A 15,244-nucleotide genomic window follows, 5' to 3' on the forward strand; every position below is an offset into this window, starting at 1 on the left:
GAGTGGGCCGACCCGCACACGCGGGCCGGCGTGGCGGGAGGCAGTCAGTGCGCGTCGACCGACATGCTGCGGATGAACTTGCGCAGGAACTGCTCGCAGCCGGCGAGCTGCGCGAGCTCGACATATTCGTTCGGCTTGTGCGCCTGCTCGATGTTGCCGGGCCCGCACACGACGCTCGGGATGCCCGCGCGGGCGAACAGGCCGGCCTCGGTGCCGTACGCGACCTTGCGCTTGTCCTGGTCGGCCGTCAGCGCGCGCACGAGCTGCGTGATCGCGGCTTGCTCGGTCGCGTCGAGGCCGGGCGCCGCGGCGATCTTCGAGAATTCGATCGCGGCGTTCGGATGTTCGCGCAGCATCTGCGGCAGCAGCGTTTCCTGCGCATACGCTTCGATGCGCGTGAAGATCTGCTCGGGGTCGAGGGTCGGCAGGTTGCGGAATTCGAAGTCGAAGCGGCACTCGGCCGGCACCGTGTTGATCGCGTTGCCGCCCTGGATCGTGCTCGTCTGCGCGGTGGTGAACGGCACGTCGTACAGTTCGTCGAACGGGCCTTCGGCGCGGAAGCGCTCGGCGATGTCGCGGATGTGGCAGATGAGGCGCGCCGCGTACTCGATCGCGTTGAGCCCCTTCGGCGTCAGCGACGAATGCGCGGCGTGGCCGCGCACGCAGCAGCGGTACGCGTTGATGCCCTTGTGCGCGATGATCGGCCGCATGCTGGTCGGTTCGCCGACGATGCAGCCCGACGGTTGCACGCCGCGCTTCACGAGATCGGCGATCATCAACGGCGCGCCCGCGCAGCCGATTTCCTCGTCGTAGGACAGCGCGAAATGGATCGGCTTCGCGAGCTTCGTCGCCTGCATCTCGGGCAGCAGCGCGAGCGCCGCGCCGATGAAGCCCTTCATGTCGCAGGTGCCGCGGCCGTACAGGCGGCCGTCGCGGATTTCCGGCGCGAACGGGTTGCTGTCCCACTGCTGGCCGTCGACCGGCACGACGTCGGTGTGGCCCGACAGCACGATGCCGCCGTTCGTCGAGCCGTCGTGCGCGGGCACGGTGGCGAACAGGTTCGCCCAGCCGTCGCGCGGATCGTGCGTGATCGTCGACACGATGCCCTTCGCGGCGAGCGCGTCGCGCACCGTTTCGATCAGGCCGAGGTTCGGCACGCGGCTCGTCGTGTCCATCGACACGAGTTGCTTGACCCAGGGCAGGCTGACGAGCGATGCGTCGCCTTCGGTTGCGGCGGACGGCGCCGGCGCGTCGAGAGTGGACATGGCAAAACTCCGTCTGATGAATGGGAAATCATACTCAAAAACGCGCCCGCCCGCCTTCGTCGGGCGCGATGCGGTGCAGCAACGTCGCGCCCGTCAGGATTGCATCAGCGGGCCGCGACGGCCGCCCCCTGTTTCGGGCCGAGCGCGCGCAGCGTTTCCTTGATCGTCGACACGCGGATCGCGAGATCGGGCGAGCGCGTCTCGATGCGCAGCTTGTCCTGGCCCGCGAGCTTGATGTGGCGATGCTTCTGCACCATCTCGATGATCCGCATCGGGTCGATCGGCGGATTCGGCTCGAACTGCAGCCCGATCGCGACCTCGCTCGCATCGATCTTCACGATGCCGAGCGGCTTCGCGGCGATCCGCAGCCGGTGCGTCTCGACGAGCGCGTGCGCCTGCGGCGGCAGCTTGCCGAAGCGGTCGATCAGTTCCTCCTGGATGCCGTCGATCGCGTCGCCGTGCTCGCAGTTCGCGAGCCGCTTGTACAGCGACAGCCGCTCCTGCACGTCCGCGCAGTAGTCGGCCGGCAGGATCGCGGGCGCATGCAGGTTGATTTCGGTCGTCGCGGCGAGCGGGGCGGTGAGGTCGGGCTCCTTGCCGTTCTTCAGCGCCTTCACCGCGTCGTTCAGCATGTCCGTATAGAGCTGGAAGCCGATCTCGTGGATTTCGCCCGACTGCTTGTCGCCGAGCACTTCGCCGGTGCCGCGGATCTCGAGGTCGTGCATCGCGAGATAGAAGCCCGAGCCGAGTTCCTCCATCTGCTGGATCGCTTCCAGGCGGCGCTGCGCCTGCTTGGTCAGCGACTGCGGATCGTGGACCAGCAGGTACGCGTAGGCCTGGTGGTGCGAGCGGCCGACGCGGCCGCGCAGCTGGTGAAGCTGCGCGAGGCCGAACTTGTCCGCGCGGTGCATGATGATCGTGTTCGCGCTCGGCACGTCGATGCCGGTCTCGATGATGGTCGTGCACAGCAGCACGTTCGCGCGCTGCGCGACGAAATCGCGCATCACGCGTTCGAGCTCGCGCTCGTGCATCTGGCCGTGCGCGATCACGATGCGCGCCTCGGGCACGAGCGCCTCGAGCATCGCCTTGCGGTTCTCGATCGTCTCGACTTCGTTGTGCAGGAAGTACACCTGGCCGCCGCGCTTGAGCTCGCGCAGCATCGCCTCGCGGATCACGCTTTCCTCCTCGCGGCGCACGAAGGTCTTGATCGCGAGCCGCTTCTGCGGTGCGGTCGCGATCACCGAGAAATCGCGCAGCCCTTCGAGCGCCATCCCGAGCGTACGCGGGATCGGCGTCGCGGTGAGCGTCAGCACGTCGACTTCCGCGCGCAGCGCCTTCAGCGCTTCCTTCTGGCGCACGCCGAAGCGGTGTTCCTCGTCGATGATCACGAGGCCGAGGCGCTTGAACTGCACGTCCGACGACAGCAGCTTGTGCGTGCCGATCACGATGTCGACGCTGCCTTCGTTGATCTGCGCGATCGCCGCGTTCACTTCCTTCGCGGTCTTGAAGCGCGACAGCTCGACGATGCGCACCGGCCAGTCCGCGAAGCGGTCGGCGAAGGTCTGCGTGTGCTGCTCGGCGAGCAGCGTGGTCGGCGACAGCAGCGCGACCTGCTTGCCGCCCAGCACCGCGATGAACGCCGCGCGCAGCGCGACCTCGGTCTTGCCGAAGCCGACGTCGCCGCACACGAGGCGGTCCATCGGCTTGCCGCTCGTCATGTCGCCGATCACGGCCGCGATCGCCGCGGCCTGGTCGGGCGTTTCCTCGAAGCCGAAGCTTTCCGCGAATTTCACGTAGTCGCGCGGGTCGAGCGAGAACGCGTGGCCTTCGCGGGCCGCGCGGCGCGCGTACAGGTTCAGCAGTTCGGCGGCCGTATCGCGGATCTGCTGGGCGGCCTTGCGCTTCGCGCGCTCCCACTGGCCGGAGCCGAGCGCGTGCAGCGGCGCGCTGTCGGGATCGGCGCCGCTGTAGCGCGAGATCACGTGCAGTTGCGCGACCGGTACGTAGAGCTTGCTGTCGCCCGAGTATTCGAGATGCAGGAATTCGGTTTCGCCTTCGCCGAGATCCATTGACACGAGGCCCATGTAGCGGCCGATGCCGTGCTGCGCGTGGACGACCGGGTCGCCGACCTTCAGCTCGGACAGGTCGCGCACCATCGCGTCGACGTTGCTTGCCTGCTCCTGCCGACGACGGCCCGCGCGGCGGCCGAGCGCGCCGTACAGCTCGGTCTCGGTGACGACCGCATAGCCTTCGCCCGGCACCGCGAAGCCGTTCGCGAGCGGCGCGACGCCGAGCGCGAAGCGTTCGTCGCTTGCAAGCCAGCTCGCGAAGTCGTCGTTCGACGCGGGGCGCAGGTGGTGTTCGGCCAGCAGTTGCAGGATCGTCTCGCGGCGGCCGGCCGATTCGACCGTCAGCAGCACACGCTTGCCCGACGATTCGACGAACGTGCGCAGCGACGCGAGCGGATCGTCCGCATGGCGGTCGACGGTGAGCTCGGGCAGGGCGGTCGCCCAGCCGCCGGCCGGCTGCGCGGGCAGCACGACGCGCGCGAACGGCTTCGCGAACGCGAAGAAATCCTCGTCGGACAGGAACAGGCGCTGCGGCTCGAGGATCGGCCGCTCGCGATCGTGCGCGAGGAACGCGTGACGCTGCTTCGTGTCGGCCGTGAAGCGGCGGATCGACGCCTCGAGGTCGCCGGTGAACACGAGGTGCGCGTCCTGCGGCAGGTAGTGGAACAGCGTGGCCGTCTCGTCGAAGAACAGCGGCAGGTAATACTCGATGCCGGCCGACGGCACGCCGTTGCCGATGTCCTTGTAGATCGGCGCGCGGCTCGGGTCGCCTTCGAAGGTTTCGCGCCAGCGGCTGCGAAACGCCGTGCGCGCGGCTTCGTCGAACGGAAACTCGCGGCCGGGCAGCAGCCGCACGTCGCGCACCGGGTAGAGGCTGCGCTGCGTATCGGGATCGAACGCGCGGATCGAATCGACCTGGTCGTCGAACAGGTCGATCCGGTACGGCAGCGGCGAACCCATCGGGTACAGGTCGATCAGCGAGCCGCGCACGCAGTATTCGCCGGGCCGCACGACCTGGCTCACGTGCTCGTAGCCGGCCAGCGTGAGTTGCGCCTTCAGCTTCGCCTCGTCGAGCCGCTCGCCCTGCGCGAACGCGAACGTGTACGCGGCCATGAACGACGCGGGCGGCATCCGGTACAGCGCGGTGGTCGCGGGCACGAGCAGGATGTCGCAGCGGCCCTCGCCGAGGTCGTGCAGCGTCGCGAGCCGCTCGGACACCAGGTCCTGGTGCGGCGAGAAGGTGTCGTACGGCAGCGTTTCCCAGTCGGGCAGCAGGCGCACGCGCGCATCGGGCGAAAAGTAGCGGATTTCCTGCGACAGCCGCTGTGCATCGACCGCGTTCGCGCAGATCACCGCGAGGAGCGGCACGTCCTGGCGGTTGTCGGCGAGATAACGGGCGATGGCGAGCGCGTCGGCGGAGCCGTGCGCGCCGTCGAAGGCGAAACGCTGGCCGGGCTTGACGCGGGCAACGGGTGAAGCGGACGGGGTGGAAGCGTTATCTGGCATAGGGACGACAGGGGTGGCGTGCACGGGCGCAGCGCGGTGCGCCGGTCGAGACGAAAGACCTATTATAAAATCCGCTTCTCGATTTCACCTTTCCGGCGTTTCCCTTCGTGACTCCCCGACTTTTCGCCCTGATTCCCTGCGCCGGCACGGGCAGCCGTTCCGGTTCGGCCGTGCCGAAGCAATACCGCACGCTGGCCGGCCGCGCGCTGCTGCACTACACGCTCGCCGCGTTCGACGCGTGCAGCGAATTCGCGCAGACGCTCGTCGTGCTCGCGCCCGACGATTCCCATTTCGACGCCCGCCGTTTCGCTGGCCTGCGTTTCGCGGTGCGCCGCTGCGGCGGCGGCTCGCGGCAGGCGTCGGTGCTGAACGGGTTGCTGGAGCTGGCCGAATTCGGCGCGACCGACCACGACTGGGTGCTGGTGCACGACGCCGCGCGCCCGGGCATCACGCCGGAGTTGATCCGCACGCTCGTCGCGACGCTGAAGGACGACCCGGTCGGCGGCATCGTCGCGCTGCCGGTGGCCGACACGCTCAAGCGCGTGCCGGCCGGCGGCGACGCGATCGCGCGCACGGAATCGCGCGACGCGCTGTGGCAGGCGCAGACGCCGCAGATGTTCCGCATCGGCATGTTGCGCGAGGCGATCCTGCGCGCGCAGCGCGAAGGGCACGACCTGACCGACGAAGCGAGCGCGATCGAATGGGCCGGCCATACGCCGCGCGTCGTGCAGGGCAGCCTGCGCAACTTCAAGGTCACGTACCCGGAAGATTTCGCGCTCGCGGAGGCGATCCTCGCGCGTCCCGCGAACGCTTCCTGACTTTCACCCCATCTCAATCGGAACACGCATGGATTTCAGAATCGGACAAGGCTACGACGTGCACCAGCTCGTCGAAGGACGCCCTCTCATCATCGGCGGCGTGACGATTCCGTACGAGCGCGGCCTGCTCGGCCACTCGGACGCGGACGTGCTGCTGCACGCGATCACCGACGCGCTGTTCGGCGCGGCGGCGCTCGGCGACATCGGCCGCCATTTCTCCGACACGGACGCGGCGTTCAAGGGTGCGGACAGCCGCGTGCTGCTGCGCGCGTGCGCCGAGCGCGTGAAGGCGGCCGGTTTCACGATCCAGAACGTCGACAGCACCGTGATCGCGCAGGCGCCGAAGCTCGCGCCGCATATCGACGGGATGCGCGCGAACATCGCGGCGGATCTCGGGTTGCCGCTCGAGCGCGTGAACGTGAAGGCGAAGACCAACGAGAAGCTCGGCTATCTCGGCCGCGGCGAGGGGATCGAGGCGCAGGCCGCCGCGCTGCTGGTGAAGCAGGGCGGCTGACGTCCGGCCGTTGCGGCGTGCGGTTCGTGCCGCGCGCCGCGCCGCCGGAATGAAAAATGCCACGCGAATGCGTGGCATTTTCGTTTGCAGCCGCCGCGCGGCTCATGGCCGCGCGGCCGGCTCGCTCATTCGCCTTCGGCGGCGATCACCTGCGCGGCGGCGTTGATCACCGACGCGATGCGGCCCACGTCGCGCAGTTGCGTGACGGTCATCCCTTGCTCGTTCTTCAGCAGCGCATAGTGCGACTTCACGCAGAAGTGGCACTTGCCGACGATCGATGCGGCCAGCGCGTACATCTCGAACTTGCGCTTGTCGACGCCGCCGTGCGTCGCGTACGCGCCCATCCGCAATTCGGCGCGCTGCGTCTTCAGGTCGGCGTCGTCGGCCATCTCGACATACGGATACCAGGTGTTGTTCATCCCCATCAGCGCGGCCGCCGTCAGCACGGCGTTCGTCTCTTCGGGCGACAGGACGCCGGCTTCGCGAATCGTCTTGACGAGCACCGTGCTCTTCGCCGCGATGGCCGCCGCCAGCGCCACGCCGACCGCGTCCGTGCCTTCGAGCGACGAGCGCGAGATCGTGCCGTCGAGGTTCAGGCGAATGTCCTTCGCGTAGTCGGGGATACGCGCCTTAATCGAGTCGATGAATTCCATTGATATCTCCTATGGGTTGGCCGTTAAAAAAGCCCGCAGGCAGAACGCGCGCCGCGGGCTTCGTGCATTGCTGCGCTTACAGCGTTGCGCCGCCGACTGCGCGGTTGCACGGGCAGAGTTCGTCCGTTTGCAGGCCGTCCAGAATGCGCAGGACTTCTTCCGGGCTGCGGCCGACGTTCAGGTTGTTCACCGAAACGTGCTGGATCGTGTTGTCCGGATCGACGATGAACGTTGCACGCAGGGCCACGCCGGCTTCCTTGTCGCGCACGCCGAGCTGGTCGATCAGTTCGCCCTTGACGTCGCCGAACGAGTAGTGGTTCAGCTTGTCCAGGTCCTTGTGCTCACGGCGCCATGCGAGCTTGACGAATTCGTTGTCCGAGCTGCCGCCGAGCAGGACGGCGTCGCGCTCTTCGAACTGCTTCGTGAGCTTCGCGAATTCGACGATTTCCGTCGGGCACACGAACGTGAAATCCTTCGGATAGAAGTAGATGATCTTCCACTTGCCCGGGAACGACGCTTCGGTGACGGTCTCGAACGCCGACTGGCCGTTTTCCTCGTGATTGTTGAAGCCCGGCTTCGCGGCTACGACGGTGAAAGCTTCGAGTTTATCGCCCACGGTTTTCATGCGGATACTCCTGTGTGAGTTGGGAAGAAGACTGAGTCAAGCTACCTCGGTGCTGCAACGATGATGTGACAGCATGGGTAAAACTATAACACTATTAGCAAGACGCTTCAATAGATTTTGACTAACCACCCTCATAGCTTTTGTCAACCGCCTCGATAGTGTGACGCGCAAGATGCGTGCGTGCGCGTGTCACGCGGTCGCACGCGCCTTGCCGGCGCCGGGGAATTCGAGCGTGACTTCGAGGCCGGCTTCCGGCTGGCGATTGCGCAGGCGCAGCGCGCCGCGGTAGCGGCCGACGAGCCGCAGCACGATCGCCATCCCGAGGCCCGTGCCGTCGGCCTTGGTGCGCGCGGTGTCGACGCGGTAGAACGGCCGCATCACGAGCGGCAGCTGATCCTCGGGGATGCCGGGGCCTTCGTCGCTCACCGACAGCTCGACGCGCGCATGCGACACGCGCGTCTCGAGCGTGATGCGCGAGATGCCGTCCTGCTTGCTCTGGCCGTACTTGCGCGCGTTCTCGACGAGGTTGCCGATCACGCGGCGCATGTCGGTCTCGTCGGCTTCGATGATCGCGCTCGGCGCGAGCCGCGTGCGGATCTCGACGCCGTCCTCGCCCGACACGCGCGCGGCGACTTCGTGCGCGATCGACGACAGGTCGACGGGTTCCGGCTTGCGCTGCGACGGGCGCGCGTAGTCGATGAAGGCCGCGATGATGCGGTCCATCTGTTCGATGTCGTCGACCATCGCGTCCTTGGTCGCCTGGTCGGACGGGCTCATCTCGGTTTCGAGCCGCAACCGCGCGAGCGGCGTGCGCAGGTCGTGCGAAATGCCCGCGAGCATCAGCGCGCGATCGGCTTCGAGCTGTTCGAGGTCGCGCACCATCTGGTTGAAGCTGCGGTTGGTCTCGGCCGCGACGCCCATCCCGCGCTCGGGCAGCGGCTCGGGCGCCTGGCCCGAACCGACCTGGCGCGCGGCGAGCGCGAGCCGCGAGAACGGCCGGTTCACGAGGCTCGTGATGAACGCGGAGCCGAACAGCGACAGCGCGAGCGCGAACAGCCCCCAGCCGGCCCACTGCAGGCCCGTGACGTTGTCGAGCTGGTCGCGGTCGAGCGCGACCCAGTAATCGTCGTCGTCGATCTTGAAGCTGATCCACACGCCGGGAATGTCGTTGACCGACTGCGCGATCACGGTATCGTCGCCGAGGCGGCTGCGGATGTCGTGTTCGATCAGGCGGTTCAGCGATTCGTCGGGCTGCAGCTTGAATTTGTCGGTTTTCTCGCGCGGGTACACGCGCACGCCCTCGTTGCTCTCGAGATCCTGCAGCAGCGCGCGCCGCAAATCGGGATCGGAATAGAGCAGGGCGGTGCGCGTGAGCTTCACGACCGCGACGAGCTGGAGCGCGACGCGCTGCGCACGCGGCTCGCGCTCGATCACGCGAAAGCTCTGGAACCACGCGGCGAGACTGACCGAGATCAGCAGCGCGATCAGCAGGAAGGTGCGCCAGAACAGCCCGCCGAACGCGAGCTGCAGAAGGCGCCGGTCGATACGCATGGGACGGGCCGTGGACGGGGCGAAACCGGGAAAGAAAAAGCTCAGGCGGCGCCGTCCGGGATGAACACGTAGCCGAGGCCCCAGACCGTCTGGATGAAGCGCGGGCTGCCCGGATCGGGTTCGATCAGCTTGCGCAGGCGCGAGATCTGCACGTCGAGGCTGCGGTCGAACACTTCGTATTCGCGGCCGCGTGCGAGTTCCATCAGCTTTTCACGCGACAGCGGCTGGCGCGGATGACGCGCGAATACTTTCAGCACCGAGAATTCGCCGGTGGTCAGCGGAATTTCCTGGCCGGACTTCGTCAGCGTGCGCGTGGCGAGATTCAGCGAGAATTCGCCGAACTCGAACACCTCGGTGGTTTCGGACGGGGCGCCCGGCAGTTCGGCCGGCGCCTGGCGACGCAGCACCGCATGAATGCGCGCGACCAGCTCGCGCGGGTTGAACGGCTTCGGCAGGTAATCGTCGGCGCCCATCTCGAGGCCGACGATGCGATCGACGTCCTCGCCCTTCGCGGTGAGCATGATGATCGGCGTGCGGTCGTTGCTGCCGCGCAGCCGGCGGCAGATCGACAGGCCGTCTTCGCCGGGCAGCATCAGGTCGAGCACGAGCAGGTCGAAACGCTCGCGTACCCAGAGCTTGTTCATCGCGGTCGCGTTTTCCGCGACATAGACGTTGAAACCCTGTTCGCCGAGGTAACGGCGCAGCAGATCGCGCAGGCGAGGGTCGTCGTCGACGACGAGAATCTTGGAGGGGTTTTTCGTTTCCATGATCGGCATCTTATCGCGAATGGGAATTGACGCACGGCCGCGTATTTTCGTGCGTTACAGTCGGTTACAAAATTTACCCGTAGTGTCGCGCCGAGTAAAGGCAGGCTATAGAGATTCCTTTACTCGAAGCCGAAATTCGGTAGATACTCCCCTGCACTCCATCTTTCATCTTTGCACACCCGAATTCCGCAGGGTTTTTCAAGTACCAGAGGTAGCCGGTTGCCGCGTGACGAAGGGAACAAATCGACCAAAGAAGCGAGGACGGTCATGCGATCTGCCCGGATTGCACTGATGCTGACGATCGCGCTTGCCGGTCCATATGCGTCGAACTTCGCGTATGCGCAGCGCCCCGAGCAGGGCGCATCGTCGCGCAAGCTGCCGCGCGGCAAAGCGCCGCAGTCCGATCGTGCCGCCGATATGACGGTCCGTTCCGCCGTGCCTCCCGATCTCGAACAGCGCCGCCGCGACGGGCACATGACGCCCGAAGAGCGGCACCTGTTGCGCCAGCACATCGAAGACGCCGTTCGCGAGCTGTACAAGCGCTGACGCGTGTCGTCGTTCGTCTTGCGCGGAAATCTCCGCGCGGAAAAAATTCGTAGCACTTTTGCCGTCAACTTTCAGGCGCCGAATGCCGTTGTACGGGCATCCGCACCGCCGGTGCGTTCCGGGAGTCCATGACGATGAAAGCGAACGCTGCCGCACCGGCGCCGTCGCCTGCGATGCAGGCGACGCTCGATGCCGACGACGCGCTGTTTTTCCTCAGTCGCACCGGTTTTTCTCCCGCGCCCGCCGAGGTCGCGCGCATCGTCGGCATGACGCGCGCGCAGGTCGTGGCCGACACGCTCGGCAATGCGCGACACGAACCCGTCACGACGTGGCCCGACTGGCTCGGCGAGTTGCCGCCGACGCGCGCGCAGCGCCAGGCGCTGACGCCCGACATGCGGCGCGACGAGCAGCGCGAGCGCAATCGCCGCTACGATGCGTTGCGCGCGGCCTGGGTCCACGAGATGGTCGCGACGCCGTCGCCGCTCACCGAGCGCATGACGCTGTTCTGGCACGGGCATTTCACGTCCGGGCAGGACAAGGTGCCGTACCCGCAGACGATGGCCGCGCAGAACGCGCTGTTTCGCCGCGAGGCGCTCGGCAACTTCGGCACGCTGCTGCACGCGGTCGCGAAGGATCCGGCGATGCTCCAGTATCTCGACGGCGCGAGCAATCGCAAGGGGCGGCCGAACGAGAATTTCGCGCGCGAGGTGATGGAGCTGTTCACGCTCGGCGAAGGGCACTACACGCAATCCGACGTGACCGAAGCCGCGCGCGCGATGACCGGCTGGACGGTCGATCCCGACACGTTGCGCTTCACGGTGCGGCCCGAGTGGCACGATACCGGCGACAAGACGATCCTCGGCGAAACCGGGCCGTTCGACGGCGACGGCTTTCTCGACATCCTGCTGAAGCGGCCGGGCACCGCGCGCTTCATCTCCGGCAAGCTGTGGCGCGAGTTCGTGTCCGATACGCCGGAACCGGGCGCACTCGATGCGGTGGCCGAGCGGTTTCGCGCGAGCGGCTACGACATTCGCGCGGCGCTCGCCGTGCTGTGGTCGACCGACGCGTTCTGGGATCCGCGCAACCGCGGCGTGCTCGTGAAGTCGCCGGCGGAATTCGTCGTCGGGTCGGTGCGGCTGTTCGACGTCGCGTACGGCGATCCGCAGCTGCTCGCGAACACCGTGCGCACGCTCGGGCAGAACCTGTTCTATCCGCCGAACGTGAAAGGCTGGCCGGGCGGCGCGCTGTGGATCAACAGCACCACGCTGCTGTCGCGCAAGCAGTTCGTCGAGCAGTTGTTCCGCGCGACCGAAACGGTCGGCATGCGGCCGCCGGCTCGCGCGATCGCGCAGCCGCCGAACGCGCGGGCGCATGCGATGCCGGTGACCGATGCGGCGTCCGCCGCCGGCCTGCGGGGCACGCCCGCGAAGCCGGCGCGCGGCGGCCTGCGCTTCGACCTCGAGCGCTGGCTGGCCCAGTATCGTGCGCGGCCGCAGGCGATCGCGGGATTGTCGACCGAGCTGCAGTTGCAGCATGCGGTGCTGCAACTCTCGCCGGTCGCGGCGATCGATACGGATTCGACCGGCAGCGCGTATCTCGAGGCGCTGCTGATGGATCCCGCCTATCAACTGAAATGATGCGAACGACGACGAAGCGGGCAGCCGCCGCGGCAAAGGTGCCCGGTGGCGAACCAAAGGATGTGCGATGAACCGACGTGATTTTCTGACGCTGACCGGCGCTGCGGCGGCTGCCGGCGTGTCGATGTGGCAAGCCCCCGCGATGGCGGCCACCGTGCCGCAGGCCGGGCGGAAACCGGCGGCCGGGTATGCGAACGTGCTGATCCTCGTCGAGCTGAAGGGCGGCAACGACGGCCTCAACACGGTGGTGCCGTATGCGGATCCCCTGTACTACCAGTTCCGGCGCAGCATCGGCATCAAGCGCGACCAGGTGCTGCAGCTCGACGCGCAGACGGGGCTGCACCCGTCGCTCGCGCCGTTGATGCCGCTGTGGCGCGACGGGCAGGTCGCGGTCGTGCAGGGCGTCGGCTATCCGCAGCCGAACCTGTCGCATTTCCGCTCGATCGAGATCTGGGATACCGCATCGCGCTCGGATCAGTACCTGCACGAAGGCTGGCTCACGCGCACCTTCGCGCAGGCGCCGGTCCCGCCCGGTTTCGCGGCGGACGGCGTCGTGCTCGGCAGCGCCGAGATGGGGCCGCTGTCGAACGGCGCGCGCGCGATCGCACTCGTCAATCCTGCGCAGTTCATCCGGGCGGCCCGGCTCGCCGAGCCGTCGTCGCTGCGCGAGCAGAACCCGGCGCTCGCGCACATCATCGACGTCGAGAACGACATCGTGAAGGCGGCCGACCGGCTGCGCCCGCGCGGCGGGATGCGCGAATTCAGGACGGCCTTTCCGGCCGGCGCGTTCGGCACGTCGGTCAAGACCGCGATGCAGGTGCTGGCCGCGTGCGAAGCGTCCGGGCCCGGCGCGCAGGATGGGGTCGCGGTGCTGCGCCTGACGCTCAACGGCTTCGACACGCACCAGAACCAGCCGGGGCAGCAGGCCGCGCTGCTCAAGCAGTTCGCGCAAGGGATGAGCGCGATGCGTGCGGCGTTGATCGAACTCGGGCGCTGGAACGAGACGCTCGTGATGACGTATGCGGAATTCGGGCGGCGCGTGCGCGAGAACCAGAGCAACGGCACCGATCACGGCACGGCCGCGCCGCATTTCGTGATGGGCGGCCGCGTGGCGGGCGGCCTGTACGGTGCGCCGCCGGCGCTCGGGCGGCTCGACGGCAACGGCAACCTGCCGGTCGCGGTCGATTTCCGCCAGCTTTATGCGACCGTGCTTGGGCCGTGGTGGGGGCTCGATGCGACGCGCGTGCTGCAGCAGCGTTTCGACACGCTGCCGTTGCTGAAGGCGTGATGCGCGCGGCTCAGCGGCGGCGCGCGGCGCGCCACGCGATCCACAGCTTGCGGATCGGCGTCAGCGCGATGCGCTGGTGCAGCACCTGGTAGCCGTCGCGCGCGATTTCGTCGAGCAGCGCGCCGGCCAGCGCGATCTGCGCGCGCAGCGTGCGCTGTGCACGGCGTTCGGCGGCGGGAATCGCCGCACCGGCCGCCGCGAGCGCGTCGCGCGCGCGGGTCGTCTGGAATTGCAGCAATTCGGTGAAGGCCGGGCTATAGCGACGGTTCAGCAGATCGGCGGCGGTCACATTGTAGCGCTGCAGTTCGTCGATCGGCAGATAGATGCGGCCGTGGCGTGCGTCGTTGCCGAGTTCCTGCACGAATTGCGCGAGCATCAGCGCGCGGCCGACGTCCTCGGCCCACGGCTGCGGGTCGGTCGGGTCCGCCGAGCTGGCGCGCGCAACCAGCGACGCGAAGGTGCCGCCGACCTGCGCGATATAGCGCTGCAGGTTCGCGAAGTCGAGGTAGCGCGCCTGTTCGAGGTCCATCCCGTAACCGTTGACGAGCGTGCGCAGCGCATCGGCCTCGGCGGCGATCGCCGGGTGATGCTGTGCGAGCGCCTTCGTGACCGGGTGCGACGGTTGCCCGTCGGCGAGTGCCGCGAGTTCCTTGTGCCACCACGCGAGTTTCGTGTGTCCGACGGTCGGATCGCTGGTTTCCTTGACGGTTTCCTCGAGTTCGCGGCGCAGCGCGAACAGCGCGGTCAGGCGCGGCTGCGTGGCGAGCGGCGCCTGGCGCAGCGCGTAGTAGACGCTGGAGCCTGCGGGGGCGGCCTTTTGCTGACAGTAGTCGTCGAAGTTCACGGGCGAAATCGTGTGGGGCGGGTTCGGGGGACGCGCGGCGGCGCGCTGCCGAAACGTCGAGCGCGGCATTCTAGCACCGCGGCACGACGGGTGCCGGCAGGGCGAGACAAGGCCGCACGGATCGGGTAGAATCTCGCGCTCGCCTGATCGGGCGTGCCGGTTTTCGGGCCGGCGTGAAGTCCCGGGCGCGTGGAGCACGCATCTTGCGTCCCGCGCGGTCAGGCGACGGAAATGCGCGTGAGTGGCGAAATTGGTAGACGCACCAGGTTTAGGTCCTGACGCCCGCAAGGGTGTGCCGGTTCGAGTCCGGCCTCACGCACCAGAAGTCGAACGAGCCCCCGTCAGGGTCTCGTTCGCGAAAAAGCGCTGCCGGTCGGCTGACCGCAGCGCTTTTTTATCGTCCATTGATGCCGGTTTTCTCGCCAGGCGTCCGCATTCGCCCGAAAAAACGGCCGCGTGTAATATCGTGCTCACTTTTCATACAAGAAGCACCACGACACCGAGGGGTCGCCGATGAAACGCACCGTCCGCATTCCGATCTCCGTTCTGGCGCTGATGTTCGCCGCGCCGGCCTTCGCCAATACGCCCGCCGACAATGTCGTCTGGAGCGCCAAACCGGTGAAGACGGTCGCATCGTCGTCGGCGTGCACGGCGTACTCGGGACGGGCGATGTCGAGCGGCGAGCCGCTGTCGACGGAGGGTGTGCTCAAAGCGCTCGGCACGTCGCTGGCCGGCGCCGCGCTGGGCGCCGTCGCCGGCGGATATCAGGGCGCAGTCCCCAATCCGTGCCAGCGTCCGGGCCTGTGACGCGCGTGCAGTCGAATCGCCGGGCGCACCGCTTCAACTGACATGCCCGGCTCGACAAACCTCCCCGCGCGTCGCACGACCGCTGCGCTTCGTCGTTTCCGGCGCGCCTATTCCCAGAAGCTGCGGATCGCGACGGCCACGATCACCGGTACCGAGAACACCAGCGGAATCGCGAAATACTGCGCTTCGCGATCGACGACCCAGCTATAGATCACCCACGCCGCACCGATTGCGAACGTGATGAGGCCGACCGTCACGGCGGCGATGTTCAGGGCCAGCTTCGACGGCTGGCGGCGCGTTTTGGCGTTGTCGTTGTTATCGCGCGGGGACGATTTCATCGGAAGAGTGTGGCCT

Annotated in this window: 14 protein-coding genes and 1 tRNA gene; 7 read left to right on the top strand and 8 right to left on the bottom strand. The window is 67.5% G+C overall.

Annotation, left to right across the window (positions count from 1 at the left end):
* Positions 1 to 44 precede the first annotated feature (44 nt).
* Positions 45 to 1,265 (bottom strand): acetylornithine deacetylase, encoded by a 1,221-nt coding sequence (gene argE / locus H0X95_RS02295; protein ID WP_006495598.1) that lies wholly within the window; start codon positions 1,263 to 1,265, stop codon positions 45 to 47.
* A 104-nt stretch (positions 1,266 to 1,369) separates the two neighbouring features.
* A complete protein-coding gene (gene mfd / locus H0X95_RS02300; RefSeq protein ID WP_034201608.1) occupies positions 1,370 to 4,840 on the bottom strand; it encodes a transcription-repair coupling factor in 3,471 nt (1,156 codons plus the stop codon).
* Between the two features lie 107 nt (positions 4,841 to 4,947).
* On the opposite strand from mfd, the gene ispD reads away from it, so the two are divergent.
* On the top strand, positions 4,948 to 5,658 hold the full coding sequence (gene ispD, locus H0X95_RS02305; protein WP_034201609.1) for a 2-C-methyl-D-erythritol 4-phosphate cytidylyltransferase: 711 nt from the start codon (positions 4,948 to 4,950) through the stop codon (positions 5,656 to 5,658).
* A 28-nt stretch (positions 5,659 to 5,686) separates the two neighbouring features.
* Positions 5,687 to 6,172, top strand: a complete 486-nt coding sequence (ispF, locus tag H0X95_RS02310; protein ID WP_006488015.1) for a 2-C-methyl-D-erythritol 2,4-cyclodiphosphate synthase — start codon at positions 5,687 to 5,689, stop codon at positions 6,170 to 6,172.
* A gap of 125 nt (positions 6,173 to 6,297) precedes the next feature.
* Here ispF and H0X95_RS02315 read toward each other — a convergent pair whose 3' ends face one another.
* The 4 genes from H0X95_RS02315 to ompR all read right to left on the bottom strand — a co-directional run bounded on the left by H0X95_RS02315 (position 6,298) and on the right by ompR (position 9,777).
* A complete protein-coding gene (locus H0X95_RS02315) occupies positions 6,298 to 6,825 on the bottom strand; it encodes a carboxymuconolactone decarboxylase family protein (protein ID WP_006478562.1) in 528 nt (175 codons plus the stop codon).
* A 76-nt stretch (positions 6,826 to 6,901) separates the two neighbouring features.
* On the bottom strand, positions 6,902 to 7,450 hold the full coding sequence (locus H0X95_RS02320) for a peroxiredoxin (RefSeq protein ID WP_006478563.1): 549 nt from the start codon (positions 7,448 to 7,450) through the stop codon (positions 6,902 to 6,904).
* A gap of 189 nt (positions 7,451 to 7,639) precedes the next feature.
* Positions 7,640 to 9,001, bottom strand: a complete 1,362-nt coding sequence (locus H0X95_RS02325; protein WP_006488007.1) for an ATP-binding protein — start codon at positions 8,999 to 9,001, stop codon at positions 7,640 to 7,642.
* Positions 9,002 to 9,042: 41 nt separating this feature from the next.
* The gene (gene ompR / locus H0X95_RS02330) at positions 9,043 to 9,777 is read right to left on the bottom strand and encodes an osmolarity response regulator transcription factor OmpR (protein ID WP_006478565.1); all 735 of its coding nucleotides are present in this window, start codon (positions 9,775 to 9,777) and stop codon (positions 9,043 to 9,045) included.
* Positions 9,778 to 10,035: 258 nt separating this feature from the next.
* Between ompR and H0X95_RS02335 the strand changes: the two genes are divergently transcribed.
* The 3 genes from H0X95_RS02335 (at position 10,036) to H0X95_RS02345 (ending at position 13,239) form a co-directional block, all read left to right on the top strand.
* Positions 10,036 to 10,314: a hypothetical protein gene (locus tag H0X95_RS02335; RefSeq protein WP_012492681.1), complete on the top strand. Its 279-nt coding sequence runs from the start codon at positions 10,036 to 10,038 to the stop codon at positions 10,312 to 10,314.
* Between the two features lie 134 nt (positions 10,315 to 10,448).
* On the top strand, positions 10,449 to 11,951 hold the full coding sequence (locus H0X95_RS02340) for a DUF1800 domain-containing protein (protein ID WP_059720684.1): 1,503 nt from the start codon (positions 10,449 to 10,451) through the stop codon (positions 11,949 to 11,951).
* A gap of 67 nt (positions 11,952 to 12,018) precedes the next feature.
* Positions 12,019 to 13,239, top strand: coding sequence for a DUF1501 domain-containing protein (locus H0X95_RS02345; protein WP_059720663.1), 1,221 nt, complete (start codon positions 12,019 to 12,021; stop codon positions 13,237 to 13,239).
* Positions 13,240 to 13,249: 10 nt separating this feature from the next.
* On the opposite strand, the gene hpnD is transcribed toward H0X95_RS02345, so the two are convergent.
* Positions 13,250 to 14,083: a presqualene diphosphate synthase HpnD gene (gene hpnD / locus H0X95_RS02350; protein WP_006488013.1), complete on the bottom strand. Its 834-nt coding sequence runs from the start codon at positions 14,081 to 14,083 to the stop codon at positions 13,250 to 13,252.
* Between the two features lie 235 nt (positions 14,084 to 14,318).
* Between hpnD and H0X95_RS02355 the strand changes: the two genes are divergently transcribed.
* Together H0X95_RS02355 and H0X95_RS02360 are read left to right on the top strand one after the other, a co-directional pair.
* Positions 14,319 to 14,405, top strand: a tRNA-Leu gene (locus H0X95_RS02355).
* Positions 14,406 to 14,596: 191 nt separating this feature from the next.
* Positions 14,597 to 14,890, top strand: coding sequence for a hypothetical protein (locus H0X95_RS02360; protein WP_006488005.1), 294 nt, complete (start codon positions 14,597 to 14,599; stop codon positions 14,888 to 14,890).
* Positions 14,891 to 14,997: 107 nt separating this feature from the next.
* On the opposite strand, the gene H0X95_RS02365 is transcribed toward H0X95_RS02360, so the two are convergent.
* Complete coding sequence (locus H0X95_RS02365; protein ID WP_006487995.1) at positions 14,998 to 15,228, bottom strand: hypothetical protein; 231 nt, start codon at positions 15,226 to 15,228, stop codon at positions 14,998 to 15,000.
* Between the last annotated feature and the right edge of the window lie 16 nt (positions 15,229 to 15,244).

The organism is Burkholderia sp. 9779_493 (assembly GCF_015712215.1).
GTDB classification, from domain to species: domain Bacteria; phylum Pseudomonadota; class Gammaproteobacteria; order Burkholderiales; family Burkholderiaceae; genus Burkholderia; species Burkholderia cenocepacia.